The following is a 25,907-nucleotide window of genomic DNA, read 5'->3' as shown; positions in this document are numbered from 1 at the left end:
GCTTCGGCGTCCCCGACCGAGTTGTTTCCGGGGACCCCGGCCGTGGTGCGCGAACGTCTCCGACTGTCCTGCCCAGGCGTCTCGGACTGTCATGCCCAGGCGTCTCCGACGGCCACACCCAGGCGTCTCCGACGCGGCGCAGTAGACAATATTTCAGATCTGTACACGCACCTGGTGAACACGTTCTAGATTTGGCCGCATGGCCGAGACAGTGACCCAGCTCCTCCAGGCACGAGCCGACGACGACAACCTGGCGATCACCTACGAGGGACGCCGCTGGACGTGGCGCGAGTACGTCCGCGATGCGGAGAAGACCGCTGCCGCAATACTGTCCGTGGCCGACGCCTCTCGACCGATGCACATCGGCACCCTGCTGGGGAACACCCCGGACATGCTCATCGCCCTCGCGGCCGGAGCCCTCGGCGGCTACGTCACCGCCGGCATCAACAACACCCGACGCGGCGACGGCCTGGCCGCCGACATCCTGCGCGCCGACTGCCAGATCCTGATCACCGACGCCGAACACCGCCCCCTTCTCGAGGGCCTGGAACTCCCCGGCGTGACGGTCCTGGACACCTCGACCTCCCAGTGGACCGACCTCATCGCCGGGGCGGGTGACCTCACCCCGCACTCCGTGCCGGGAGCGATGGACACGTTCATGCTGATCTTCACCTCGGGCACCAGCGGCAACCCCAAGCCGGTTCAGTTCGCGCACATGATGATCCCGTTCGCCGGCCCCGTCCTCGCCGACAAGTACGACATCGGACCCGGCGACGTCTGCTACCTGTCGATGCCGCTGTTCCACAGCGCCGCGCTGATGGGTGGTTATTGCGTCGCACTGTGCGGCGGTGCCGCGATCGCACCGGCCAAGTTCTCCGCGTCGACCTTCCTCGACGACATCCGCCGCTACAACGCGACGTACATGAACTACGTCGGCAAGCCTCTCGCCTACATCCTCGCCACCGAGGAGAAGCCCGACGATGCCGACAATCCCCTGCGCGTCGCGTTCGGCAACGAGGCCACCGACCGGGACATCGACGAGTTCTCGCGCCGCTTCGGCTGCACGGTCTGGGACGGGTTCGGCTCCACCGAGCTCGCGATCATCATCACCCGCGAACCGGGCACCCCGCACGGTTCGATCGGCCGCGGCTTCCCCAACGTCGCGGTGTACAACTCCTCCACGATCACCGAGTGTCCGACGGCCGAATTCGACGACACCGGAGCACTTCTCAACCCCGACGAGGCGATCGGCGAGCTGGTGAACGTCGAGGGCGGCGGGATGTTCATGGGGTACTACAACGACTCCGACGCCACCAGCGAGCGTCTGCGTCACGGGATGTACTGGTCCGGCGACCTCGCCTACAAGGACGCCGACGGATGGATCTACCTGGCCGGCCGTACCGGCGACTGGATGCGGGTCGACGGTGAGAACCTGGCCGCCGGGCCGATCGAGCGAATCCTCCTCCGGGTACCCGAGCTCAACCGTGTCGCGGTGTACGCGGTGCCCGACGAACACGTCGGTGACGCCGTGATGGCCGCCGTCGTACTCCAGGACGGCGTCGAACTGAGTCCGGAGTCCTTCGCCGAACAGCTTGCCGCGCAGGCGGACCTGTCCCCGAAGGCCTGGCCACGGTACGTCCGGATCGCCGACGACCTGCCCACCACCGCCACCAACAAGATCCTCAAGCGCACCCTGAAGCAGGAAGGTGCGACCGCCGGCGACGGCACCCTCTGGGTGCGCGAGGCGCGGTCGCAGGAATACCGCGAGGCCGTCAGCGCGAGCGCCTGAGTACATGGATCAGCTCACCGAGCTCGGGTACTACGCACTGTCCCGCCACCCGGTCGCCCCGCGCGAGCTCGCCGGCGAGGCCCGGTTCGCCGACGAGATCGGACTCGGCACGGCCTTCGTGTCAGAACGGTTCAACGTCAAAGACGCGGCCACCCTGTGCGGCGCCCTCGCCGGAGCCACCGAGAACCTCGGGATCGCCACGGCGGCAACCAACCACAACACCCGGCACCCCATCGTCACCGCGACGATGGGCGCCACCCTGGCCGAGGTGTCCGGCGGCCGTTTCGCTCTCGGACTCGGACGCGGGATCACCCCGCAATGGCAGATCCTCGGCGTCCCGCTCGTCACCGGCGCGGCGCTACGCGACATCACCGGGCTGCTCCGCAGGCTGTGGGCCGGCGAGATGGTCGTCGGCCACGACGGGCCCGTCGGCTCGTACCCGTTTCTCAGCCTCGGGGTGACCCTGGACTCCCCTCCGCCGATCCTGCTCGTGACGATGAGTCCGAGGACACTCGAGCTGGCCGGCGAGATCGCCGACGGCGTGGTGCTGCACACGTACTTCAGCGCCGACGCCACCCGGCGGGCCGTCGCGCATGTGCGCGATGCAGCCGAACGTGCCGGCCGCGATCCGGCGTCGATCCGGATCTGGTCGGTGGTGGCGACGGTGTCCGACGATCTGGACCCGGCCGACCGGATGCGCCGCTTGTACGGGCGCCTCGCGACCTACCTGCAGGGTTACCCCGACCAGCTCATGGGCGCCAACCAGTGGGATCCCGCCGACCTCGAACGCGTTCGCGCGACAACCGCTTTCACCGGCGCCCGCGGGCCGATCGATGCCACCGCAACCGACGACGAACTCGCCGAACTGGCCGAGACCATCCCCGAGGGGTGGGTAGCAGACTCCGCGACCGGGTCGCCGTCGGACTGCGCGAAGACGGTCGCCGAACAGTTCGACCTCGGCGTCGACTCGGTGATCCTGCATGGCGCGACGCCGACCGAACTGGCGCCGGTGGTCTCGGCGTACCGCGACATTCGTCCCGACCGCGCGGTCGGACTACCGGCCAACCCCGGAAGGATGCCCTCGTGACGGAAACCCTCGAGATACCCACGAGCGTCGAGCAACTCACGGCGACGTGGCTCACGGATTTCCTCGGCGAGAACGGCCACGACGCGGCGATCACCGCGGTGACCTCCGAGGCCGTCGGGACCGGACAGATGGCCGGGTCCTATCGCCTGAAACTCGAGCACTCCGGTCCCACGGACCTCCCCGACACCATGGTCGCCAAGCTGGCCACCGGCGCGCCCGAGCAGCGGGAGTTCGGGTCCGGGGTGTTCCGCAACGAGGTCCGCTTCTACCGCGATCTGGCCGCCGGTTTCACCGTCCCGATGCCGCAGTGTTACGCGGCAACGATCTCCGATCCCGGCACCGAGTTCGTACTCCTACTCGAGGACATCGACGAGGCGGTCCAGGGCGATCAGATCATCGGATGTACACCTGCTCAGGCGGAGTCGGTCGCTGTGGCCGCTGCCGGTCTGCACGCACCGCGCTGGAACGACGCCGCGCTGCTGGAGGAGATGCCGCTTCCCGGTGCCGCCGAACGCGAGATGATGGAGTCGATCCTCGAGCCGATGGCCGACGTCTACCGCGACCGATTCTCCCCCGACGCACGGAGTTCTGCCGCCATCGACTGGCTGGTCCGCGAGGCCGGCGACTGGCTCGTCGCGCCACTGCGGAACACCGCACTCATACACGGCGACCTCCGTGTGGACAACGTGCTGTTCGGCCCGTCCGGCGAGGTCACCGTCATCGACTGGCAGACCATCACCACCGGTAACCCGCTGCGCGACATCGCCTTTCTGCTCAGCACCAGCCTGACCACCGAGGATCGTCGGAAACACGAGCGAGGCATCGTCGCGTCGTATCACCGTGCGGTCGTCACCGAAGGAGTCGCCGACTACACGCTCGACGAGTGCTGGGACGACTACGTCGCCAACCTCATCCAGGCACCGCTGATCATCGTCTTCGGTTCGGCCGCCGCGCAACCCACCGAACGCGGCACCGCCATGTTCTACGCAATGCTGTCGCGCAGCGCAGCCGCAATCGAGGACCTCGTGCCGGGTGGTCTGGCCGGCCGATGAAGCTCGTCATCGGCGGCAACGGTTTCCTCGGTTCCCGACTGGTCCGACAGCTCGTCGAGAACGGCGAGGACGTCCGCGTCCTCACGCGAGAAACCAGCGATCTCCGCACACTGTCCGGCCTCGACTTCGACCACGCCACCGGCGACCTCTTCGACGCCGCCTCGGTGCGCACGGCGATGAACGGCTGCGACGTGGTTTTCCACTGCGCCGTCGACACCCGTGCGTGGCTGCGGGACCCGGCACCGCTGTACCGCACCAACGTCGACGCCCTGCGGGCGGTGCTCGATGTCGCCGCCGGTCAGCCGCTGCGCAAGTTCGTGTTCACCAGCACTGCCGCCACCATCGGGCGGGTGCAGGGGCGCCGGGCCACCGAGGACGACGCCTTCAACTGGGCGGACCACGCACCCGAGTACGTGAAGAGCCGTGTCGCCGCCGAGGACCTACTGCTGGACCGCGCCCGCGACGGGGCGGTGCCGGGGGTCGCGCTGTGTGTCGCCAACACCTACGGTCCCGGCGATTGGCAACCCACTCCCCATGGTTCCTTCGTCGCCGGTGCGGCACTCGGCAAGCTGCCGTTCACCATTCGCGGCTGCCGAGCCGAGTCGGTGGGCATCGACGACGCGGCGCGCGCACTCGTCCTGGCGGCCGAGCGAGGTGAGGTGGGCGAACGCTACATCGTCGCCGAGCGGTTTCTCGACACCGGCGAGATCGTGGAGATCGCCGCCCGCACCGCCGGCCGGGAACCTCCCCGGCTCGTGCTCAACCGGGCGGCGCTCTACGCAGCCGGTGCGGTCGGCTTGGCGCGGGCCGCCATCACCCGCAAGCCCGTCCAGCTGACCGTGCCGTCGGTGCGGCTGATGCACTTCATGTCCGAGATGGACCACGGCAAGGCCGAACGCGATCTGGGCTGGCACCCGCGGCCCGTCACCGAGGCGATCGCCGAAGGCGCCAGGTTCTGGCTGGAGCGTAAGCGACCTGCACCTTCTGCTGGTTGAGTAGGTCCGAGCCGCCAGGCGAGGACTGTATCGAAACCAGTTGCCGAGGATCTTCTGCGCGCCAGTTGGTTTCGATACGAACCAGCAGGATACTCAGCCGAGCAACTCCGCCAGCTCGCCGAGGCTGTACGGCGAGGTGTCCTGGTGATCCCGGTAGGCGATGAAACTCGCCTGCTGTTCCTCGTACCGGCCGATGAAACCGCCTGCGGCAGAGAAGATGTTGCCGGTGAGGTGGTCGGCGGCGTCACTGGCGAGGAACACGTACAGCGGGGCCACGTACTCGGGCGGCGCCGGGTCCAATGCGGCCTCTCGGGTCAGGTCGTCGAGAATTCCCCGACGATGCAGGGCCTCGATGTGGGCGACGTAATCCGCTCCGGTCGACAGTCGCGACTTGGCGCCGGGCATCACGACGTTGACCCGGACGCGGTGTTCGGCGAGGTCCGCGGCGGCGGCGAGGGCCAGCGCGTTGACGCCACCCTTCGCTGCGGGATAGCCACTGCCGCCGAACATCCCGAGCGATGCGGCCGAGCCGGTGAGCACGATCGACCCCGAACCCTGCTCGACGAAGACCCGTCCCGCGGCCTGGAGCAGGTGGAACGCCGACATGAGGTGTGCGTCCAGCTGCGTCCGGAACTCGTCAGGGGTGATGCTGAGCACCGTCGACCCGGCGGGTTCGGCGATGCCGGCGCAGTTGACGGCGATGTCGAGTGCGCCGAACTCGGCGAGGGCGGCATCGACCATCTGCTGGGCGACGCCGTCGTCGCCGGCCGAGCCCCGGATGCCGACGGCCTGTCCCCCGCCGCCGCGGATCTCCGCGACGGTCTCCTCGAGCGCATCTGCATCGCGCCCGTTGACGACGACCGAAACCCCCTGACCTACCAGCGCATACGCCACCGCGAGGCCGATGCCGCGGGTGGCGCCCGCGATCACGGCGACCCGGCCGCCCAGTCCGGCAGCCCCGGGGGACCAGCCGCCGTTCGGATTCACGCCGAGCTGCCGACCGGCGTGATCGGGATCGAACGGCCTCGGTCGACGAACTCGAAACTCGCGCCGCCGCTGAACCGGGCGACGGCCACCTCGCCGCTCTCCTTCTGCGCGGTGTCCGACGTGACGATGCGGATCTCGAGCGCATCGTCGGTCTCGACGGCACCCTCCACGCTCAGGTACTGGCTGACTCCGGTGGCGGCAGCCTGCAGCGGTTCCAAGTGGTCCGGTGTGAGGATCGACAGCCACCCGCCGTCGGTCATCGCGTCGGACTCACGGGGCAACCGTACGACGACGGTGTCGCCGTCGGCCGTTGCGGTCAGACCGGTGTACTGCGCCGGCCCGAAGCACGGATGCAGGGCCAGGACCTGCGCCAGGCCTTCGGCGTCGGTGGACAGATCGAGGGCAGCGCGAATACGGTCCGCCGCGAGTCCGGCGATCCCGATCAGCTGCTTACGGAAGATCTCGACGACCTGCTCTTCGCTCTCGGCATACCGCCGCAGGCTGATCAGGAAGCCGAGAGACAGCAGCTGATGTTGCAGCGCAACCTCTTCGGCGATCCGCACCAGTGCCGACGTCGACCACTCCGCGAACTGCAGATCCTCGACGAGTGGGCCTCGGTAGTCGACCCAGCCGTCGGTCGCCGACGCGTCGATCGCGGACAGTTCGATCTGGCCGGCGCGCGTCCCGAACATCTCCTCCGCGTCCGGCGGAAGCGGCAGCTCCTCGCGGTCCGGTTCGATGGTGACCGTCCACTCGCAGTGCGGTGTCCGATCGACGGGGCGTCGAGGCGGCCGATGTACCGGTCGGATTCGCGCTCGGCGGTTGGTCGCGATGGCGGTCGCGTCGAAGGTCGGGTCCTCGATGTCATGGCACATCGTCGTGACGTAGTCGTCACCGAGCGGTTCGACGTCGAGCAGGGCGCCGCAATGATCGAGGACGAACGAGCCGTGGTACTTGTCGTCGACCCGGTACCGGAAGTCCATGAACTGCGGCGGTGCACCGATGTCGAGCTGGAGACACTTGAACATGTCCTCGACTCCGTCGCCGTCGACGCCGAACACGGTCCGGACGCGGCTCGTGTAGACCGGGCTCGCGGCCATCCATTCCTCGATCGCGATCCGGCCCATGACGTCCCGCCCGAAAGCGCTGATGAGGTGCGCCATTCCGCTGCGGTCGATCATCTGACCGGACAGCAGGAGTTCGGGGACCAGGACGGCGAGCTGTTCCTGACCCAGACCTGGATACGTGGGGGCTGTGGTTGTCATGTCAGGTCACCAGAACGCGACCGGCGCCTTACCGAAGTCGTACCACCCCGGCAGGTTGCCCGGCGCCGCCTTCTCCACCCGCTTGAGCATGCCCGCGCTCATGGCGTTGTTCTGCATCATCTCGATGAACAGTGCAGAGACGTTGCCGTAGTCGAAGAAGTCACGCTGCCAGGAGAACTGGAAGTTGCCACCGTATTTGAACCAGCTGCCCTGGATGCCCTCCAGCGCATAGTGGCTGCCGTCCTCACGGGTGCCCTCGTAGATCTGCTTCCAGAGCCCGATCATGTCGCCGGTCTTCTCGTCGATGACCCATGCCTGATACGGGTACTCCCAGCCCTCGAGACCTTCCATCTCCTGGCCGAGGGCGAGTTCGCGGATCTCCTCGCGACCCACGGCCATGAAGTCCTTCTTCGGGCCGTAGTTCCAGCCGTAGGTGGCATCCTCGGTGTAGAACTCGGCGAGCGGCTTCCAGTCCCCCGCCTTCTCCGCCTCGATGTTGGCGGCGAGCCACCGCTCCTTCATCTCTTCCAGTTCCGCACGGTCAAAAGACATGTGTTCCACCTTCACTCGTCATCTTCGATGAGACGCAACGCTTGCGTCGGGCAGTACTGCACGGCGGCCTCGACCTCGGCTCGCCGGGATTCGTCGGGGTTGGCGTCGAGGATCTCCACGTGGTCCGTCTTCGCGGCGAAGACCTCGGGGGCCTCCAGCTCACACATGCCGTGCCCCTGGCACAGATCCAGATCGACCTCGATGCGCATCAGCGATCCTGACGCTTACGGTAGGCAACGCGGCACGGCTGCTGCAGCTGAACGACCATCTTGGAGTGGTCGTTCCGGTAGGTTTCCGAGGGCTGCAGCATCTCGAACTCGTAGTTCTGGAACAGGACCGAGAAGATCGCCTTGAGCTGCATGATCGCGAACTGCGCACCGACACAACGATGACGACCCGCACCGAACGGAATCCAGGTCCAGCGGTTGACCAGGTCCTCCTGCCGCGGCTTGTCGTACCGGTCGGGGTCGAAGGCACCCGCGTCCGGGAAGTCCTCGGGCAGACGGTTCGAGATCGCCGGCGACACCGCGATCGACTGACCGGCGGCGACCTCGTAGTCCTCGACGTGGAAGTTCTTCTGCACCACGCGCATCAGGATGATCAGCGGCGGGTGGAGTCGAAGTGCCTCTTTGAGCGCGTTCTCGAGCTGCGGCATCTGTCGGGTGTGCGCGAACGTGTACTCAGGACGCTCCCCGTCCGGGGTGTCGCCGTAGATCTCGTCGAGTTCGTCGTAGACCCGCTTCATGTACTCCGGGTTGCGCAGCAACTCGATGAGCGTCCACGCCGCGGTGCCCGACGTCGTGTGGTGGCCGGCGAACATCATCGAGATGAACATGCCGGTGATCGTGTTCGCGTCGAAGCCGACCTGGACCAGGACGTCCATCAGGTCGCGATCTTCCTTGTCCTCGGTCGGATTCGCGATCCGCTCGTCCATCACACCCTGGATGAACTCGACCAGCTCGGCCCGTGCCTCGTCGCGCTTGCGGAAGCTCTCGATGTCGGCGTTGTAGTCGACGTAGGCGATCGGGTCGGTGCCCTTCTCCAGGTCGTGGAAGAGATGGGCGATGTGCCCGTTGAGCCGCTCGCGGAACTTGCGCCCGATGAGGCACGCCGACGAGGTGTACAGCGTGAGTTCGGAGAAGAAGTCGAGGAGATCGATCTCCCCCTCGTCGCCCCACTCGGCGATGATGCGTTCCGCCTCGTTGGGGATCGTCACCGCATGCTGCTTCATGTGGGCGCCCTTGAGGGCGGAGTTGTGGATCGCCTTGGAGCGTTCCTCGGGACTCGCGTCGAACACGACGCCCTCACCGAACACCGGGGTCATGAACGGGTAGGCGGCCGCCTGGTCGAGGTCCTCCTCCGGTGCCCGGAAGAACTCCTCGTTGGCCGCGGCCCCGGACACCAGCACCACCTCGCGGTCGGCGAGCTGGAACAGGCCGACGTCGCCGCATTCCTCGCGGACGCGCCAGAACAGCGAAATCGGGTCGGAGGCGAGTTCGTCGAGATGTCCGTGTTCGCCCTCGCCGCCGGAAACGCGAGGCGGCTTCTTCAGGCCTGATTCGGTGATGGCGGTCATCGATCGGTCCCCTTGTCCTTCGTCGACTGTGGGTCTGCTGTCTTGCCGGAACTCCGGTCGCGGGGGACGGCCCCTTCGGCCTCCACCTCGACCGCGCGCATGTGGGCACCGCGCGGCATGGTGACCATGGCTGCGACGGCGAGCGCGATGTGGTGCGGTTCGAGGAAGTTGCCGTGACGCGCCAGACCGTGCTTGATCCAGTCGTTGAGCATGTCCTCGGTTGTCTTCGGATCGAGGTTCATGCCCATGCCGGTCAGGGTCTGTCCCGGCCGGACCACGCCCGCACGCACGCCGGTGCCCTCGAGTTCGAGCTGGATGGTCGCGACCAGGCCGTCGATGCCCGACTTCGCGGCCACGTAGGCCGACGACCAGGGTCGCGGATGAAGCACCACATCGGAGCCGATGAAGACGAAATCGCCGCGCGCACGGTCGATCATGCCGCCGATGACCGCGCGGTAGATGCGGTAGGCGCCGGTGAGGTGGATGTTGACCTGGTCGGCGAAATGCTCCGGGCTCGTCTCGTAGGAGAGCCCGACCGCGAGGTCTCCGGCGCCGGCGACCACGATCTCGAGTTCACCGAGGGCGGCCTCCGCCTTCGCGACGCAGTCGACGACCGACTGCTCGTCGGTCACGTCGAGCGGCACCGCGACCGCTTCGCCACCCGCCGCGCTGATCTTGTCGGCCAGCTCCTGGAGCTTCTCGACGCGTCGGGCTGCGAGGGCAACCGGATGGCCGGCGGCGGCGAGGTGTTCGGCGGTTGCCGCGCCGATACCCGAGGACGCTCCTGCTACGAGGACCGGTCGACGCTCGGGGTGGGGACGAAAAGCCATCAGCGCACCGTCACTTTCACGGGGAGTTCGGCGAAACCGCGCACGTTGACCGAGTGCACCCGGACCGCCCTGTCGATGTCGATGTCGACCGCGCGGATCGACCGGATCACCTCGCCGAGACCGATGTTGGCCTCGAGACGGGCGAGGTGGGCTCCGAGGCAGAAGTGCGCACCGAGGCCGAAGCTCATCAGTGCCTGCCCGTTGTCGCGTCCGATGTCGTACTTGTCGGCGTCCGGACCGAAGACCTCTTCGTCGCGGTTCGCCGAGCCGACGAGGAGGAGCACGCGGTCGCCGGCCGGGATCACGTGATCACCGTAGGGAGCGTCCTCGAGCACGCGACGCACGACGATCTGCGTCGAATTGTCGTAGCGGAGCGTCTCCTCGGTCCACTGCGGGACGGCGAGCTCGGGGTCGGCGAACACCTTGGCCAGCTCGTCGGGATTGCGCCAGCCCCAATACAGGGCGTTGGCAAGGAGTTTGGTGGTCGTCTCGTTGCCCGCGACCACCATCAGCACCATGAAGCCGACGATCTCGTCCTCGGTGAGCTTGATCCTCTCACCGGTCTCGTCGTCGTCGATCTCGGCCTCGATCAGTGCCGAGACCAGATCCTCGCCGGGGTTCTTCCGCCGGTCGGCGATGAGTTCCGAATAGTACTTGTGCAGTTCGATGTACGCGTAGATCGCGGCCTCGGGGATGTCGAGGACGCCGTCCTCGCGGTGGAGTAGCAGATCGGACTGGTGACGCAGGTGTGTGCGGTCGGCCTCGGGGACGCCCAGCAACTCGGAGACCACATCCATCGGCAGGAGCGCGGCGAAGTCGTGGACGTAGTCGAACTCGCCCATGTCGAGGCACTTGCTCCAGTGCTGGTGGGTCAGCGCCGTGATCCGGCCGGTGAGGTCGTTGACCCGGCGCGGCGTGAACCCCTTCGACACCAGCTTGCGGATCCGCATGTGCTTCGGGTCGTCCATGGCGAGGAAGGACATCGACTTGTGGGCGTCGGGTCCGTACGCCGACGGGTCCATCGACACGCCCCAGCTGTTCGAGAACCGTTGCACGTCACGGAATCCCGCGCGGACGTCGGCATGGTTGGCCAGCGCCCAGAAATTCATCTCGGCGTTGTAGTAGACCGGCGACTCCCGGCGGAGCCGCGCGTAGGTCGGATACGGATCCTCGTGAAAGTCGTAGGCATACGGGTCGAAGGGGAGCGCTCGCTCCATCCCCGGCACCGATGTCGTTTCGGTCATCACTTCTCCATCAGTAGATGTGCTGCGGCAACAAGTCTTTCGGAGGTCTGCTCGTAGGTCATGTGGCCCATGCCGGCGTAGACGAGGCCGCCGGAGTAGATCATCTCCAGGGCGTCGAGCAGCGGTCCGGGATTCTCCGGGTCCACCTCCAGCGCGGCTGCGAGGCGTCGGCGGATGAACACACCGATGCGCACGCGGAGGTGCTCGACGTCGGGATCGGTACCCAACAGCGCGACGGTGACCGCGCCACCGAGTTGCCCCTCGCCGGCGACGACCAGCGCGACCTCGCGGAGCACCTGGGCGACCCGCTCCGCGGGCGTCGCAGCGGGGTCGGGTTCGGACACGCCCGCGGACAGCCGACGCCAGAACACCTCGGCCACAAGGTGACTCTTCGACGAGAAGTAGGTGTACGCCGTGGCGGGCGCGACCCCCGCGAGCTTGGCCACCGAGCGCACGGTGAGCCCGTCGAACCCCTCGGCGTTCAACACGTCCACCGCCGCATCCGTGAGTCGCGCGACCGTCTCGGCTTGCTGCTGTGTCAGGCGGCGACGTGTGGATTCCTGGGACACGGGGCTGGACATGTGAGCCACGCTACACTAGGTTTGAACGCGAGTCCAGACACCTGTCCAGATGGAGTTCCAGCTCATGCCCCTTCGCCCCGAATCCGCGTCGGACCTGTTGATCGACGGCAAACTCACCCCCGGAAGCGGTGGTGTCTTCGACGTCGTCAATCCGGCGACCGAGGAGGTCATCGGGCAGGCCGCCGAGGCCACCGCGGCCGACATGGACGCCGCGATCGCCGCCGCCCGCACCGCTTTCGACACCACCGACTGGTCGCGCGACCACGCCTTCCGCGCCCGCTGCCTCCGCCAGCTCCGCGACGCCCTGCTCGCCCATGCCGACGAGTTCCGGGAGCTGACGATCGCCGAGGTCGGTTGTCCGTCGTTCCTCACCCACGGTCCGCAGTTCGAGGGTCCTGTCACCGACCTCGGTTACTTCGCCGACCTCGCCGAGAGTTACGAGTGGACCCGCGATCTCGGCACGGCCAAGCCGATGGGCATCAAGAACCATCGCGAGCTGCGGTCGGAGGCGGTCGGCGTCGTCGGCGCGATCACCCCGTGGAACTTCCCGCACCAGATCAACTTCGCCAAGATCGGGCCTGCCCTCGCCGCCGGATGCACCGTCGTCCTCAAGCCCGCGCCCGACACCCCGTGGTGCGCGGCGCTGGTCGGCAAGGTCGTCGCCGAGGAGACCGACTTCCCGCCCGGCGTGCTCAACATCGTCACCTCGACCGATCACCGGCTCGGTGAGCAGCTCAGCACCGATCCACGCGTCGACCTCGTCTCCTTCACCGGCTCCACCGCGACCGGAAAGAAGGTGATGGCGGCCGCATCGGAGTCGCTGAAGAAGGTGTTCCTCGAGCTGGGCGGCAAGTCCGCGTTCATCGTGCTCGACGATGCCGACATCGGTTCCGCCTGCGCGATGGCGGCTTTCAACGTCGTCACCCACGCCGGCCAGGGGTGCGCGATCACCACCCGACTGGTGGTCCCCCGCACCGCGCTCGACGAGGCGATCACCGCGACCCGCGATGCACTGGCAGGCCTCCCGGCCGGGGACCCGACGAGTTCGGGAACCATCTGCGGGCCGCTGATCTCCGAGCGCCAGCGTCAGCGCGTCGAGTCCTACATCGAACTCGCGAAGCAGGAGGGCGGGACGATCGAGATCGGCGGGGGTCGCCCGAACGACAAGCCCAAGGGCTTCTTCGTCGAACCGACACTCATCTCCGGACTCGACAACTCGGCACGCGTCGCACAGGAGGAGATCTTCGGCCCGGTGCTGGTCATCATCGCCCACGACGGCGACGACGACGCCATCCGTATCGCGAACGACTCCCCCTACGGATTGTCGGGGATGGTCTACGGCACCGATGAGGACCGGATCACCAAGGTGGTCAACGGTGTTCGCACCGGAACCATGGGCGTCAACGGCGGCATCTGGTACTCCGCCGACGTCCCGTTCGGCGGTTACAAACAGTCCGGCATCGGTCGCGAGATGGGCGTCGCCGGATTCGAGGAGTACCTGGAGACCAAGGCCGTCGCCCGGCCCGCCTAGTACCTACACAGAAAGCAGGACAATGAGTTCCAAGCGTTTCGAGAACAAGACCGTCATCGTGACCGGGGCCGCGGGCGGTATCGGTGAGGCCTATGCGCGGGCACTGGCCGCGGAGGGCGCGAACGTCGTGGTCGCCGACCTCGCCGACGACAAGGGCAAGCAGGTCGCCGCCGACATCGGTGGCCTGTACGTCAGCACCGACGTCGCCGACGAGGACTCGGCGAAGGCTCTCGCCCAGGCGACGGTCGACGCCTACGGTTCGATCGACGGCCTGGTCAACAATGCCGCCATCTACGGCGGCATGAAGCTCGACTTCCTCATCACCGTGCCGTGGGACTACTACAAGAAGTTCATGAGCGTGAACCTCGACGGTGCGCTCAACGTGACCCGCGCGGTCTACCCGCACATGACCAACGGCGGCGGCGCGATCGTCAACCAGTCCTCCACCGCCGCATGGCTGTACAGCGGTTTCTACGGCCTGGCGAAGGTCGGTGTCAACGGCCTGACGCAGCAGCTCGCCACCGAGCTCGGCGGGCAGAACATCCGCGTCAACGCCATCGCACCCGGCCCCATCGACACCGAGGCGACACGCACGACCACTCCCAAGGAGATGGTCGCCGACATCGTGAACCGGCTCCCGCTCAAGCGGTTCGGCACACCTGAAGACCTCGTCGGCATGTGCCTGTTCCTGCTGTCCGACGAGGCCGGCTGGATCACGGGGCAGATCTTCAACGTCGACGGTGGGCAGGTCATCCGGTCATGAGCGAGGACACCCCGATCCGCCTGGGGTATGTCGGCCTCGGCAACATCGGTGGCCCGATGGCCGGCAGCCTCGCCGCATGGCCGGGCGGTCTCACCGTGTTCGACCTGTCCGACGAGGCGATCGCGAAGGTCGTCGACAAGGGCGCGAAGGCGGCCGGTTCGCTCGCCGAACTCGCCTCCGGTGCCGACATCATCGGCATCTGCGTTCTGAACGACGAGCAGGTCCGCTCGGTGGTCACCGGTCCCGATGGCCTGCTGTCGACGGCCCGCCCGGGCACCATCATCACGGTCCACTCGACCATCGGTCCGGACACCGCGATCGATCTCGCGAGACAGTGTGCAGAACGCGAGGTCATCCTGCTCGACGCCCCGATCTCCGGCGGCGCGATGGGCGCGGCGTCGGGACGGCTGGCGATCATGGTCGGCGGCCCGCGGGAGGCCTACGAGAAGCTGAAGGAACCCTTCCGGCTCACCTCGGACATGCTCGTGCACGCGGGGGCCGAGGTCGGCGCGGGCACCAAGATGAAGCTCGCCCGCAACCTCCTGCACTTCATCTCGTTCACCGCCACCACCGAGGCGGCTCGTCTCGCCGAGGCCGCCGGGCTCGACATCACCAAGCTGGGCAAGGTCGTTCGGCACACCGACGCCATCACCGGCGGTGCCGGCGCGATCATGCTGCGGGAGACCACGGCGACGCTCGACGCCGACGATCCGTGGTACGGCATCTTCACCGGCGTTCGTACACTGGGCGAGAAGGACCTGTCGTTGGCACTCGCACTCGCCGACGACCTCGGCGTCGATCTGCCCCTCGGCCAGATCGCACTCCGCGAGCTGGCCCCCGGACTCGGTGTCCCCCATCTCGAAGGAGAAACCGCATGACCCGATCCAACATCTCCGACGAAGCACCCGACGAGGTGCGCAAGCGCGGTCTCAAGCGGATGTCCGAGGTCTACGGCTGGGAGATGAGCGACGGTCCCGGCGACTATTTCGCGCACACCGCCGATCAGGTGTTCGCCAACGTGTGGGCGCGCGAGGGCCTCTCCGACCGGGATCGGCGACTCATCCTGCTCGGCGCTCTCGCTGCGAGCAACAACATCGACGTCGCCGAGATCCAGGCCGGCGCCGCGCTCGGCAACGGCGAACTGACGCCTGAGCAGCTCGAGGAGATCAGCCTCTTCCTCTGCTACTACATCGGCTGGCCCCAGGGAACCAAGATGCACTTCATGTTCGGTGAGGTCATCAAGAAGCACCGGAAGCAGAAGTGAACCGACAGATCACGTTTCGACCCCTGACCGACGGCAAGGGCTCCTCACTCCTGAGCGCCTCGCCGCTCCCCGACCTCGCGGCCGCCGGATACACCGACACCGAGTACGCGGCGTCGGGAATTGCCCGTCGCCTCATCGGCGACGCCGACGCCCTGCCGGCCGAGTTCACGACCCGGCTCGTCGTCCGACGCCCCGCCGACGCCGCGGCGTTCAACGGCTGCGTCGTCGTGGAGTGGCTGAACGTGAGCAGCGGCAGCGATGCCGCACCGGAGTACTCGTATCTCGCCGCCGAGCTGGTGCGTGCCGGCTACGCCTGGGTGGGGGTGTCAGCGCAGTACGTCGGCATCGAGGGCGGCGCCGGATCGGTGGGCGTCGCGACCGGCGAACCCCAGAGCCTCGCCGCCAAGGACCCCGATCGCTATGCCGGACTACATCATCCCGGCGATGCGTACTGCTACGACATCTTCCGTTCGATCGGCATCGCGGTCCGCGGTGACCACTCCGGCGAGAGTCCGACCCCGGACCACCCGCTCGCCGGGCTGGCCGTCGGCTCGGTGCTCGCGGTCGGCGAATCCCAGTCCGCAATGGCCCTGACCACCTACGTGAACGCTGTCGCAGGCGACGGGGATTTCGACGGGTTCCTCATCCACAGCCGTGCCGCTGCAGGGTTACCCGCGGGCGAGGTCGGCACCGGTATCGACGTGAGCACCGTGTTCAGCGGCGAACCCACCACGATCCGCACCGATCTCGACGCACCGGTCCTCGTCGTGCAGACCGAGACCGATGTGCTGACCAACTTCCGCTACCACCTGGTGCGCCAGCCGGACACCGACCGTCTGCGCGTCTGGGAGATCGCCGGTACCTCACACGCCGACCTGCATCAGATCGGCGACTTCGAGGAGTTCCTCGGCTGCCCCGACCCAGTGAACCGGGGCCAGCAGCGCTTCGTGCTGCGCGCCGGACTCCGCCACCTCCGCGCCTGGGCCGACGGCGGGGACCCGCCACCGTCCGCCGACCCGTTGCGTCTGCGAGGTGTGACGACTCCCGAACCCGAGTTCGAGGTCGACGACATCGGCAACGTCCTCGGCGGCGTCCGCACCCCCTGCGTCGACGCACCGGCCCAGGTGTTGAGCGGCGTTGTCCCTGAGCCGATCTCGCGGATCTGCCTGCTCTTCGGGTCGACCCACCCGGTGCCGGAGCATCTCCTCGCCGAACGCTACGGAACCCGCGACGAATACGAGAAGCACTACCGCGACGCTGCCGACGCGGCCATCGCCGCAGGGTTCGTACTCGTCGAAGACCGCGACGAACTGATCGCCGACGCGAATCCGGAGTTGGTGCCCGAGTAGGCGAACCCCCGCCGAAATCCGCCCCCGAAAAGCACCCTGTGTAGCGACGCCGGCGACATATCGTCGCCGGCACTCGCCTGGAGGGTGGTTATCGGGGGCGGATTTCAGACGCGCTTTTCGAGGGCGGATTTCAGACGCGCTTTTCAGGGGCGGATTTCAGACCAGGCTCAGAACGCCGCGCGCTTGCCTTCCTCGGCCGGTCCGGCGGGGCGGGCGGGTTCGCTGAGGAAACCGTCCGTCGCGTGCCGAATGCCGGTCGAGATGGCGTGGCCGACATGGCTTCCGGGGTACCAGTGGATACGTCCGCCCCAGTGTTCGTGGAGTTGTTGTGCCGCCGACACCCAGGTCACCCGGTCGTTGAGAGCCGCGACGACCATCCGACGATCCGGCGGCGCGATCGGCGTGACCCGCAGCGGGCTGATGACACTCGCGACCTCGCGTACCGACTCGTCGCGCATCAACGACGCCAGGTGCTCGCCCTTGGGTCCACCGCGGGACATGTGATGGGCCAGCGTCGCGTGCATGTCCAGCATCGGGACCACCGCGAGAACGGTGGCGACCCGCGGGTCCATCGACGCGACCAGCGCGGCGATCGGCCCGCCGAGAGATGTTCCGGCGATGGCGATCTCGGCAGGTTCGTGCTGCTCGATCCAGGAGACCAGCGACCGGATCTCGGCGACGGCGCGGATGGTGATGAGCGTGTTCACGAGCGGGTCGAAACCCGGGTAGGACACCTTCGCCATGCGCCGACCACCGTGTGCGGGCAGCACCGGGAAGGCGACGTCGTAGCCGAGCTTCTTGTGCAGGTGGGCCGCCCGGAAGGCGTAGAGATCGTCCGGCCGGCCCTGTGCCGCACCGTGCACCCAGATCAACCATCGTGCTCCGGGCCTGTTCTTGGTCATCACCCGGACCGACGAGATGCCGTCGACATACGGGTCCAGTGACGCCACCGACGCCGGCAGCTTCGCGTCGACGGAGTAGTCGATGTGCTCGAACGTCGTGGTGCCGAAGGTCTTCCGGTCGCGCGACAGGATGCGGGGCGGACCCGGATCGCGGTGCACCCCGGCAGGTCCGAGGCGTACGAATTCGTCGGCGACGTCGGCGCACCGCGCCACCATCTCCTCGACCGACTCCATCGGCGGGATGTCCCGGATCACGGAGTTGATCGCGATGAACATCTCGTCGATCGCGGTCTCCCCGACCTGGCGCGGCCCGCAGCCGGCAGCCGGGATACCCGTTTGCGGATTCCCTCGTCGCGCGGCCAGCGAGCTGCCGATCGCGCGGGGCAATACGCCCGCGAACAATCCCAGCCGGGCGCGCTCGGTCTCCCAGTCGATCAACTGGCCTCCTGTGCCATGGCACCGATACCGAGCGCATCGGTCGCCTCGTCGACGGCCTCGACGACCCGCCGGAGGAACCCGGCCGGGTCCGGCATCGATTCCGGTGTCGCGATGAGTCCCATGCTCAACCGTCCGGCGTAACTGTAGGTCGTCAGGTTCACATCCGCGGGCGCAATGGCCAGGGCGAAGGAGATCCAGTCGACCACTTCGATGTCGCCGATCCAGCGCGTCGTCCGCGGGCCGGGCATGTTGGCGGTGGTGATGTTGTTCATCACCAGCGGCATCACATTGGCAGCCAATCCGCGGAACAACGGGCCGAGCCGGCCGGTGTAGGTCGAGAGCTTCTCGGTCAGTTCGAAACCGACCTCTCGACGGCAGGCGACGGTGGCCCCGCAGCTCTCGCCGGTCGCGACGATCCGCTCGACGGGATCGGCCAGGTCGGAGCGCAGGTACGCCATGGCGGTGGCGATCTCGTTGCCGTGCACGCGGTTCGACGCGAGGTCCTTGCAGACCCCGAAGATGGTCACCGAGTTACCCGGCTCCTCGCCGCGGGCGAGAAGCTCGTTGCGGATCGCGCCGGCGATCACGCCGTGCAGTGCACCGTTCACCGTGGTGCCGGCGGCCAGGGCGATTCGCTGGATGTCGGCGAGCGCGATGTCGGCCGACGCGCACACGCGGTCCGCCCCGCTACGTGCGTTGAAGCTGGTACGACGCACCGTCAGCGGCTTGGGGATCAGGTCGCCGTCGGCCACCCGGCGTCGTGCCCGCACAGCGCGCCGCCCGGCCGAGATCGCAGCCGGCACACCGCGGAACAGTCGTCGCGACTCGGCGCGGGCCGCCTTCGTGAGGCTCTTCGTGTCCGGGGCGAGGGCCTCGGGGATCGGTGCCGGGTGAACCCGCTCGCCGGGTTCGGCGGTGGCCGCCATGAAGGTGTTGAGCGCAGCCAGCCCGTCGGCCACCGCGTGGTGGACGCGGACCACGATCGCCTGACGGCCTCCCTCGAGACCGTGGACGAGGGTGAGCCCCCAGAGCGGTAGCTCGCGGTCGAGCTGCCGCACGGCGAGTTCGGACAGCACCGCGTCGAGCTCGGCGCGCCCTCCCGGGGCGGCGACCTCCGTCTCGTCGATGTGACGCGTGATATCGAAGGCGGTGTCGTGCACCCAGAACGGGCGAGCAGAGCATCCGGGTACCCAGCGCACCCGCTGGGTGGCGCGCGGGAACATCCCGAGATGGCGCGGGATCACGTCGGCGATCTCGTCGAGTGTGAGTGGACGGTCACGCCGGCTCGTGTCGAGCACCGCGACCTTCAGCGTGTGCATCGGATTCGACGGGGACTCCATGTTGAGCATCAGCGAATCCGGACCGGTCATCCGCTCGGCGTCGTGCGGGACGCCGCCGGCGCCGGCGAACAGCTCGGTGACGCGAGGCGTGTTGCGTGCGTTCATCGTTCAGCTCACCTTTCGTTCCGGGACGGCGGAGAGCAGATCACGCTTGAGGATCTTGCCGGTGGCGTTGCGGGGCAGCTCGTCGAGGAAGTGGACGTCGCGGGGGACCTTGAACCCGGCCAGCTGTTCCTTGACGTGCTGTCGGATCTGGTCGGCACCGATGAGGGTCTGCGGGGCGCGCACCACGTAGGCGGCCAGGCGCTGGCCGAACTTCTCGTCGTCGACGCCGATCACCGCGACCTCGTGGACCTCGTCGAGCGCGCCGATGACCTGCTCGACCTCGAGCGGGTAGACGTTCTCGCCGCCGGACACGATCATCTCGTCGTCGCGGCCCACGACGAACAGCCGGCCGTTCTCGTCGATCCGTCCGACGTCACCGGACACCATGTGCCCGTCGCTGAACGCCTTGGTGTCGGCGGTGGTGTAACCGTCGAACCCGGAGTTGTTGGCGACCACGATGCGACCGATCTCGCCGGTCGGCAGCCCCCGATCGTCGTCGTCGAGGATGCGGACGCTGGTGCCCGTCAGCGGGCGACCCGCGGTGTCCGGCGCGATGCGCAGGTCCTCCGGGGTGGCGGTGCTGATCAGGCCGGCCTCGGTGGCGTTGTAGCTGTTGTAGACGACGTCGCCGAAGCGGTCGAGGAACGCGATCAGGGCGTCGGTCCGCATCCGCGAACCGCTGGCCGTCGCGAAGCGAAGACTCGGCACCGGGTGGGCGTCGAGAACGTCGTCGGGCAGATCCATGATGCGTTCGAGCATCACCGGCACGACGGCGAGCCCGGTCGCCTCGTGGTCGCGGACGAGGTCCAGTGTGGCCTCGGGGTCGAAGCGCCGACGCATGATCATCGTGCACGTCATCGTCGCCGAGATCGCCACCTGCCCGAATCCCCAGGCGTGGAAGATCGGTGCGGCGATGACCGTGGACTCACCTGCGCGCCAGGGGATGCGGTCGAGCATGGCGGCCAGCGACGCGATGTCGGTGCTGCCACCCCGCCGCGCACCCTTCGGGGTGCCGGTGGTGCCCGAGGTCAGCAGCACGATGCGGCCTGCACGTTCGGGGCGCGCGGGGCGTCGACCGAGGTTCGCCGCGATGAGCGAGTCGGTCGTGTCCCCGGCCACCGGGCCGGTCTCGGTCCAGGCGTGGATGCGACGGATCTTCGGAAGCCGTTCTGCCGCAGGGGCGATGACCGCGTCGAACTCATCGTCGGCGATCAGGACGTCGGCGCCCTCGCGTTCGAGGACGTCGGCGAGCTGCGGCCCGGCGAACCCGGTGTTGAGCAGCACCGCGTCGGCGCCCAGACGCGATGTCGCGGCAAGGGCCTCGATGAGCCCGCGGTGGTTGCGGCAGAGGATGGCGACGGTGTTCACCGCCGTGTCGGGAAGCTCACGCAGTCCGACGGCCAGTGCGTCACAACGCGCGTCGAGTTCTCCCCAGGTGAGTTCGCCGGCCTCGTCGACGAGGGCGAGCCCCTTCGGGGCGCGGGCTGCGGCCAGGCCGATGCCGCTGACCGGGGACGCACCGCCGTGGCGACGCAGGTTGAGCCCCATGCGGATGTACCGGTCGAGTCGCAGTGTGCCGAGGAAGCCACTGCGGATGAGGGTGCGTACGAGCCACGTGTAGGTGGTGATGCGATCGCGAAGGCGCGTGATCATCGTCGATCTCCTTTCGTGGTCAGCCGAGAACCGGGAACCGGCGCTCGCGGGCAAGCCCGTCGAGGGCGTGCTGCATGCGCTTGCGGATCATCTGGTCCACCTCGTCGTGGTCGGGATTCGTTCCGAACTCGGCGGTGATGTCGATGGGGTCGAGCACCTCGGTGACGAGCTTCGAGGGCAACGGGATGTTGGGCGGGAAATGGGCGGTGAGGCCGAACGGGAAGCCGAAGGCGAACGGCGCGCTGTCGATGCGCAGCAACTTGTCCAGCTTGAGCAGCTTGGCGAGGCTGTCACCGCGGTTGAGGAAGAGCTGGGTCTCCTGGCCGCCGATGGTGACGATGGGGACGATCGGGACACCCGCCTCGAGGGCCGTGCGGATGTAGCCGGTGCGGCCGTGGAAGTCGATGGTCGCCGACTCGCTGGTGGGACGCAGCACCTCCCACTCGCCGCCGGGGAACACGATGGTCGCGGCGCCCGCCTTGAGCGCGGCGACGGCGTTCTTCGGATGGGCCGGAAGAAAGCCGAACTTCCCGAAGACGTCCTTGCCCGCGCCGGTGAAGATCAGGTCGTGGGCCAGCGTGTAGAGCGGGCGGTCGGCACCGAACTCGTCGGCGAAGGCCACGCTGATCACCGGGACGTCGAAGGCCATCAGGCCACCCGAGTGGTTCGAGACCAGCAGGACGCCCCCGTCGGGGACCTTGTCCATGCCCCGGACCTCCGAACGGAAGTACTTCTTGGCCACGAGCTTCAGGACGGGCAGGACCCGCTTGACCCATGTCTCGTCGCGGGCGGTGAGGTCGAAGGTGCCGGCACTCATCGTCGTAACTCCTGTGGTTGCGTTTCCGGGTTGGGGATCACCGCCCCGGAATGTCACCCACGGGCTGGATGACCTGGTGGTCGATGTCCACGAAAGCGGAAAACTAGAACACGTTCTAGTGTTGAATTAGAACACGTTCTAGTGGGAGTCGCCACTCGGCGTTACCTATGCCACACCTACTGATGGGTAGCCATATGCAGTTCATCCTCGAGGACATCACCGAAGCCGAGGTCGAGCGCCGTCGCGGGGTCTACACACCGCTGACCGACACCGTCCGCGACCTGGTCGACGCGGTGATCAGGACCGAGGTCGGCGAGGACGCCCTCGCCGACGCCCAGCGGCGGATCGCCGAGATCGTCGCCGACCTGCGGTCGGAGCAGATGGACGGGCCGTACGGGGTCCGGCACACGCGCGAGAACACCGGGATGGCCTGGGGCAATGCTGTGATCGGGGTACGCAACGCCCTTGCGCCGCCGCTGAATGTCGAGCATGTCGACGACGGGGTGCGCTGCGACTTCACCCTGGGCGCGGCCTACGAGGGGCCACCGGGATGTGTGCACGGCGGGGTGTGCGCGATGCTCCTCGACCATCTCCTCGGCAACGCCGCCAGCTACGAGAGCGCCTGCTACACCGGGACCATCACCATCCGCTACCTCCGTCCGACGCGCCTGGGCGCGCTGACCGCGCGGGCCTGGGTCACCGAGGAGACCGGCCGCAAGCGGATCGCACGCGGCACCATCTCCGACGCCGAGGGCGTGACCTGCGAAGCCGAGGGCGTCTTCATCGTGCCGCGATCGGCGGTCGACACCCCGCGGGTGCGCTGGTCGGCGGGCTGAGTCATGAGGGCTGCAGTGACCTCGGCGGACGGATTCGAGGTCGTCGAACTCCCCGATCCGACACCCGGCCCCGGTGAGCTCGTGCTCCGGGTCGCCGCGAACGGCATCTGCGGCTCGGACCTGTCGACCGCACCGTTCCTGCCCGCCGGCACCGTGATGGGTCACGAGTTCGCCGGCGAGGTCGTCGCGATCGGTCTGGATGTTCCCGACGTCGCGCCGGGGTTCCGCATCGGTGACCAGGTCGCGTCGATGCCCGTCCGCGGCTGCCACCGGTGTCGCGCCTGCCTGACCGGCGACATCGCCCGGTGCCCGGCCGCGCGCACGCTGGGACTGGGCGTGCTGCCGGGCGCGTTGGCCGAATACGTCGTCGTCGGTGCCGCCGAGAGCGTGCTCGTCGACGGCATCGACCCGGCCGAGGGTGCACTGGTCGAACCCCTCGCGGTCGGCCTGCACGCCGTGACGCGCGCCGCGGTCGAACCCGGCGACCGCGTCCTCGTGCTCGGCGCCGGGCCGGTGGGAACGGCTGTGCTGCACTGGTTGTCGCGCAGTGTCGCCGGCGAGGTGACCTGTTCCGACCCCTCCCCCGGTCGTCGCGCCGCGGCACTCGACGTCGGCGCATCCGAGGTGCACACACCGGAATCGGTGACCGCGCAGATCCGGGACGGCTTCGACGTCGTGATCGAGTGTGTCGGCAAACCGGGGATGATCGCCGCGGCGCTCGATGCGGTGCGCACCCACGGGCGCATCGTCGTCGCCGGCGTGTGCCTGCACGACGACCACTTCATGCCCGTCGCCGGCATCGTCAAAGAGGCCTCGATGGACTTCGTCTCGTACTACACGAAGGCCGAGTTCGGCACCGCTGCTGCCGAACTGAACCGCGGCGCGGTCGGCTCGTCGACGCTGGTCAGCCAGATCGTCGGGCTCGACGCCGTGAACCGCGTCTTCGCCGAACTGTCCGCGCCCAACGACCACCGGAAGGTGCTGATCGCCCCGGCCGTCGGCTGACCGGCCTCCGTGTCCCGGGCCGGGCGCCGGGCGTACCGTCGTACGGGTGAACAGTGCCGTTCCAGAGTCCCCAGTACCGTTCAGTTCCCACGAGGCGGAGCGCGTCCGCGCGGTCTGGCAAGACCTCGATCTGCCGGGCATCGTCGACGTCCACACGCATTTCATGCCGCGTCCGGTGATGGACAAGGTCTGGGCCTACTTCGATTCCGCGGGTCCGCTCGTCGGACGCGAATGGCCGATCACCTACCGCGCCGACGAGGACGTCCGGGTGTCGACCCTGCGCGATTTCGGGGTCCGCGCCTATTCGTCGCTGGTCTACCCCCACAAGCCCGACATGGCGGAGTGGCTCAACGGCTGGGCGAATGATTTCGCCGCCCATCACGAGGACTGTCTGCACACCGCGACCTTCTATCCGGAGGAATCGGCCGCCGCGTACGTCTCCCGTGCGATCCAGGCCGGGACGCGGGTGTTCAAGTCCCACATCCAGGTCGGCGACTACTCCCCGATGGACTCGCTGCTCGACGGCGTGTGGTCGCAGATCGCCGACGCGCAGGTGCCGGTGATCATCCACTGCGGTTCGGGCCCCGCACCCGGGCACCACACCGGCCCGGAACCCATTCGCGCTCTGTTGCACCGGTTCCCGTCGCTGCCGCTGATCATTGCGCACATGGGCATGCCCGAATACGAGCCGTTCCTCGACTTCGCGCTCGAGTACCCGAACGTCCATCTCGACACCACGATGGCGTTCACCGACTTCGCCGAGGAGAACGCCCCGTTCCCCGACGGCCTGCGCTCACGTCTCGCCGACGCCGGGGACAAGATCCTGTTCGGCAGCGACTTCCCCAACATCCCGTACGGCTACACACATGCGCTCGAGGTGATCACCGGCCTCGGCGTGGGCGATGACTGGCTGCGCAATGTGTTCTACCGCAACGCCGCTCGGCTGTTCCGCCTCGAGGAGCAGTGAACCGCCGGCTCCCACGTCCTCTGCACGGATGACAGGTGCGTGCTAGAACGGTGCGGGGGTTTCATCCACTCATACGATTTATCCCGGTCTCGTCCCGCGACCACGTAGAGTGCAACCGATCGGATTCCAGCCAGCGGCTCCGTGCCAGTTTCACCGAATCTGAAGAGGTCGATGATGACACGCGAAATCGTCCGCGCGGGCCTGCCGATCATCTACCGGCCGGGCGACATCCATTCGTCGGCGAAAGCCGGCGAGACCACCCGTGCCCCGAAGGCGTCGGAGACCACCGCTGCGGCCATCGTCTCCGACATCGTCAGCCTCGGCCTACGACGCGGCGACCGACTCCCCGCCGAGAGCGACATGCTCGCCAACTACTCGGTCAGCCGGGAGAGCCTGCGCGAGGCGCTGCGCATCCTCGAGGTCCAGGGCCTGATCACACTGAAGCGCGGTCCGGGTGGCGGCCCGTTCGTGAGCGCACTCAACGCGTCGTACCTCGCCCGCACCGCGACGCTCTACTTCCACCTCGCCGGTGCGACCTACGAAGAGGTCTTCGACACCTGGAAACTCCTGGAACCGCAGCTGGCGGCCAAGGTGGCCCGAATCGAGGACCGCAAGACGAAGGAGGCCGCCTTCGCGCGGTTCCTCGACCACCACGTCGAAGCACACCGGGACGGCGAGATCCTCGGCGAGCTCACCAACTTTCACGCCGTCATCGCCGAACTCAGCGGCAACCGGGTTCTCACCCTGCTGACCCAGGCCATCAACCACATCGTCGTCGAGCACGTCCTCGCAGCCGGCCGCGACACCGCAGCCGGGGACGACGCGGTGCGACACGACCACGCCGACATCGCCAGGGCGATCATCGCGGGCCGCCCACGGAAGGCCGAGACACTGATGCACGATCACATCAGCGAGGTCGTCGGACGGTTCCGGGAACGACACCCGGAACGGTCCGACGAACTCGTCCAGTGGATGTGAG

General features: G+C 67.9%; 25 protein-coding genes. 13 read left to right on the top strand and 12 right to left on the bottom strand.

Features of this window, described 5'->3' with window-relative positions; all coding sequences use genetic code 11:
* The first annotated feature begins 199 nt into the window (after positions 1 to 199).
* Genes fadD1 through LQD00_RS16690 form a run of 4 tightly spaced genes read left to right on the top strand, consistent with a single transcriptional unit; the run spans position 200 to position 4,923 of the window.
* Positions 200 to 1,789, top strand: a complete 1,590-nt coding sequence (gene fadD1, locus LQD00_RS16705) for a fatty-acid--CoA ligase FadD1 (RefSeq protein WP_232718265.1) — start codon at positions 200 to 202, stop codon at positions 1,787 to 1,789.
* A 4-nt stretch (positions 1,790 to 1,793) separates the two neighbouring features.
* Entirely contained in the window at positions 1,794 to 2,876 is a 1,083-nt protein-coding gene (locus LQD00_RS16700; protein WP_232718264.1) for a TIGR03857 family LLM class F420-dependent oxidoreductase, read from the top strand.
* Positions 2,873 to 3,928 (top strand): phosphotransferase family protein, encoded by a 1,056-nt coding sequence (locus LQD00_RS16695; RefSeq protein WP_232718263.1) that lies wholly within the window; start codon positions 2,873 to 2,875, stop codon positions 3,926 to 3,928. Before LQD00_RS16700 ends, LQD00_RS16695 begins: the two co-directional genes overlap by 4 nt.
* Positions 3,925 to 4,923 carry an NAD-dependent epimerase/dehydratase family protein gene (locus LQD00_RS16690; protein WP_232718262.1) on the top strand — a complete coding sequence of 333 codons (999 nt, stop codon included), beginning with the start codon at positions 3,925 to 3,927 and terminating at the stop codon, positions 4,921 to 4,923. Before LQD00_RS16695 ends, LQD00_RS16690 begins: the two co-directional genes overlap by 4 nt.
* Before the next feature lie 93 nt (positions 4,924 to 5,016).
* Here LQD00_RS16690 and LQD00_RS16685 read toward each other — a convergent pair whose 3' ends face one another.
* The 8 genes from LQD00_RS16685 to LQD00_RS16650 are packed head-to-tail and all read right to left on the bottom strand — an operon-like array spanning position 5,017 to position 11,958.
* Positions 5,017 to 5,910 carry an SDR family NAD(P)-dependent oxidoreductase gene (locus LQD00_RS16685; RefSeq protein ID WP_232718261.1) on the bottom strand — a complete coding sequence of 298 codons (894 nt, stop codon included), beginning with the start codon at positions 5,908 to 5,910 and terminating at the stop codon, positions 5,017 to 5,019.
* A complete protein-coding gene (locus LQD00_RS16680; RefSeq protein WP_232718260.1) occupies positions 5,907 to 7,175 on the bottom strand; it encodes a hypothetical protein in 1,269 nt (422 codons plus the stop codon). Before LQD00_RS16680 ends, LQD00_RS16685 begins: the two co-directional genes overlap by 4 nt.
* A gap of 6 nt (positions 7,176 to 7,181) precedes the next feature.
* Positions 7,182 to 7,727 carry a Cif family virulence factor gene (locus tag LQD00_RS16675; protein WP_232718259.1) on the bottom strand — a complete coding sequence of 182 codons (546 nt, stop codon included), beginning with the start codon at positions 7,725 to 7,727 and terminating at the stop codon, positions 7,182 to 7,184.
* Positions 7,728 to 7,738: 11 nt separating this feature from the next.
* Positions 7,739 to 7,936, bottom strand: coding sequence for a ferredoxin (locus tag LQD00_RS16670; protein ID WP_232718258.1), 198 nt, complete (start codon positions 7,934 to 7,936; stop codon positions 7,739 to 7,741).
* Entirely contained in the window at positions 7,936 to 9,303 is a 1,368-nt protein-coding gene (locus LQD00_RS16665; protein WP_232718257.1) for a cytochrome P450, read from the bottom strand. The genes LQD00_RS16670 and LQD00_RS16665 overlap by 1 nt, the downstream gene beginning before the upstream one ends.
* The gene (locus tag LQD00_RS16660) at positions 9,300 to 10,133 is read right to left on the bottom strand and encodes an SDR family oxidoreductase (protein ID WP_232718256.1); all 834 of its coding nucleotides are present in this window, start codon (positions 10,131 to 10,133) and stop codon (positions 9,300 to 9,302) included. Before LQD00_RS16660 ends, LQD00_RS16665 begins: the two co-directional genes overlap by 4 nt.
* Positions 10,133 to 11,377 carry a cytochrome P450 gene (locus tag LQD00_RS16655; RefSeq protein WP_154882148.1) on the bottom strand — a complete coding sequence of 415 codons (1,245 nt, stop codon included), beginning with the start codon at positions 11,375 to 11,377 and terminating at the stop codon, positions 10,133 to 10,135. The genes LQD00_RS16660 and LQD00_RS16655 overlap by 1 nt, the downstream gene beginning before the upstream one ends.
* The gene (locus LQD00_RS16650) at positions 11,377 to 11,958 is read right to left on the bottom strand and encodes a TetR/AcrR family transcriptional regulator (protein WP_005201400.1); all 582 of its coding nucleotides are present in this window, start codon (positions 11,956 to 11,958) and stop codon (positions 11,377 to 11,379) included. Before LQD00_RS16650 ends, LQD00_RS16655 begins: the two co-directional genes overlap by 1 nt.
* Before the next feature lie 64 nt (positions 11,959 to 12,022).
* Here LQD00_RS16650 and LQD00_RS16645 point away from each other — a divergent pair, with 64 nt between their 5' ends.
* Genes LQD00_RS16645 through LQD00_RS16625 form a run of 5 tightly spaced genes read left to right on the top strand, consistent with a single transcriptional unit; the run spans position 12,023 to position 16,865 of the window.
* Positions 12,023 to 13,489 carry an aldehyde dehydrogenase gene (locus LQD00_RS16645; protein WP_232718255.1) on the top strand — a complete coding sequence of 489 codons (1,467 nt, stop codon included), beginning with the start codon at positions 12,023 to 12,025 and terminating at the stop codon, positions 13,487 to 13,489.
* Positions 13,490 to 13,511: 22 nt separating this feature from the next.
* A complete protein-coding gene (locus tag LQD00_RS16640; protein WP_232718254.1) occupies positions 13,512 to 14,252 on the top strand; it encodes an SDR family oxidoreductase in 741 nt (246 codons plus the stop codon).
* Positions 14,249 to 15,130, top strand: a complete 882-nt coding sequence (locus LQD00_RS16635) for an NAD(P)-dependent oxidoreductase (protein WP_232718253.1) — start codon at positions 14,249 to 14,251, stop codon at positions 15,128 to 15,130. The genes LQD00_RS16640 and LQD00_RS16635 overlap by 4 nt, the downstream gene beginning before the upstream one ends.
* Positions 15,127 to 15,516, top strand: coding sequence for a carboxymuconolactone decarboxylase family protein (locus tag LQD00_RS16630; RefSeq protein ID WP_006866137.1), 390 nt, complete (start codon positions 15,127 to 15,129; stop codon positions 15,514 to 15,516). The genes LQD00_RS16635 and LQD00_RS16630 overlap by 4 nt, the downstream gene beginning before the upstream one ends.
* Positions 15,513 to 16,865: an alpha/beta hydrolase domain-containing protein gene (locus LQD00_RS16625; protein WP_232718252.1), complete on the top strand. Its 1,353-nt coding sequence runs from the start codon at positions 15,513 to 15,515 to the stop codon at positions 16,863 to 16,865. Before LQD00_RS16630 ends, LQD00_RS16625 begins: the two co-directional genes overlap by 4 nt.
* A 167-nt stretch (positions 16,866 to 17,032) precedes the next feature.
* Here the strand turns inward: LQD00_RS16625 and LQD00_RS16620 are convergent, their stop codons facing one another.
* The 4 genes from LQD00_RS16620 to LQD00_RS16605 are packed head-to-tail and all read right to left on the bottom strand — an operon-like array spanning position 17,033 to position 22,120.
* Complete coding sequence (locus LQD00_RS16620; protein WP_232718251.1) at positions 17,033 to 18,205, bottom strand: alpha/beta hydrolase family protein; 1,173 nt, start codon at positions 18,203 to 18,205, stop codon at positions 17,033 to 17,035.
* A complete protein-coding gene (locus LQD00_RS16615) occupies positions 18,202 to 19,650 on the bottom strand; it encodes a wax ester/triacylglycerol synthase domain-containing protein (RefSeq protein ID WP_232718250.1) in 1,449 nt (482 codons plus the stop codon). Before LQD00_RS16615 ends, LQD00_RS16620 begins: the two co-directional genes overlap by 4 nt.
* 3 nt (positions 19,651 to 19,653) lie before the next feature.
* Entirely contained in the window at positions 19,654 to 21,303 is a 1,650-nt protein-coding gene (locus LQD00_RS16610; protein WP_232718249.1) for an AMP-binding protein, read from the bottom strand.
* A gap of 19 nt (positions 21,304 to 21,322) precedes the next feature.
* Positions 21,323 to 22,120, bottom strand: a complete 798-nt coding sequence (locus LQD00_RS16605) for a 1-acyl-sn-glycerol-3-phosphate acyltransferase (protein WP_232718248.1) — start codon at positions 22,118 to 22,120, stop codon at positions 21,323 to 21,325.
* Positions 22,121 to 22,314: 194 nt separating this feature from the next.
* Between LQD00_RS16605 and LQD00_RS16600 the strand changes: the two genes are divergently transcribed.
* From LQD00_RS16600 to LQD00_RS16585, 4 genes are all read left to right on the top strand, one after another.
* Entirely contained in the window at positions 22,315 to 22,956 is a 642-nt protein-coding gene (locus LQD00_RS16600) for a PaaI family thioesterase (protein ID WP_232718247.1), read from the top strand.
* Positions 22,957 to 22,959: 3 nt separating this feature from the next.
* Positions 22,960 to 23,961 (top strand): alcohol dehydrogenase catalytic domain-containing protein, encoded by a 1,002-nt coding sequence (locus LQD00_RS16595; RefSeq protein WP_232718246.1) that lies wholly within the window; start codon positions 22,960 to 22,962, stop codon positions 23,959 to 23,961.
* Between the two features lie 46 nt (positions 23,962 to 24,007).
* A complete protein-coding gene (locus LQD00_RS16590) occupies positions 24,008 to 24,928 on the top strand; it encodes an amidohydrolase family protein (RefSeq protein ID WP_232718245.1) in 921 nt (306 codons plus the stop codon).
* Positions 24,929 to 25,102: 174 nt separating this feature from the next.
* Positions 25,103 to 25,906, top strand: a complete 804-nt coding sequence (locus tag LQD00_RS16585; RefSeq protein ID WP_308195995.1) for a FadR/GntR family transcriptional regulator — start codon at positions 25,103 to 25,105, stop codon at positions 25,904 to 25,906.
* The last annotated feature ends 1 nt before the right edge of the window (position 25,907 follow it).

This window comes from Gordonia metallireducens (assembly GCF_021245825.1).
Classification (GTDB): domain Bacteria; phylum Actinomycetota; class Actinomycetes; order Mycobacteriales; family Mycobacteriaceae; genus Gordonia; species Gordonia namibiensis.
The sequence above is the reverse complement of the archived record's forward strand: the minus strand, read 5'-3'. Positions and strand labels throughout refer to the sequence as shown.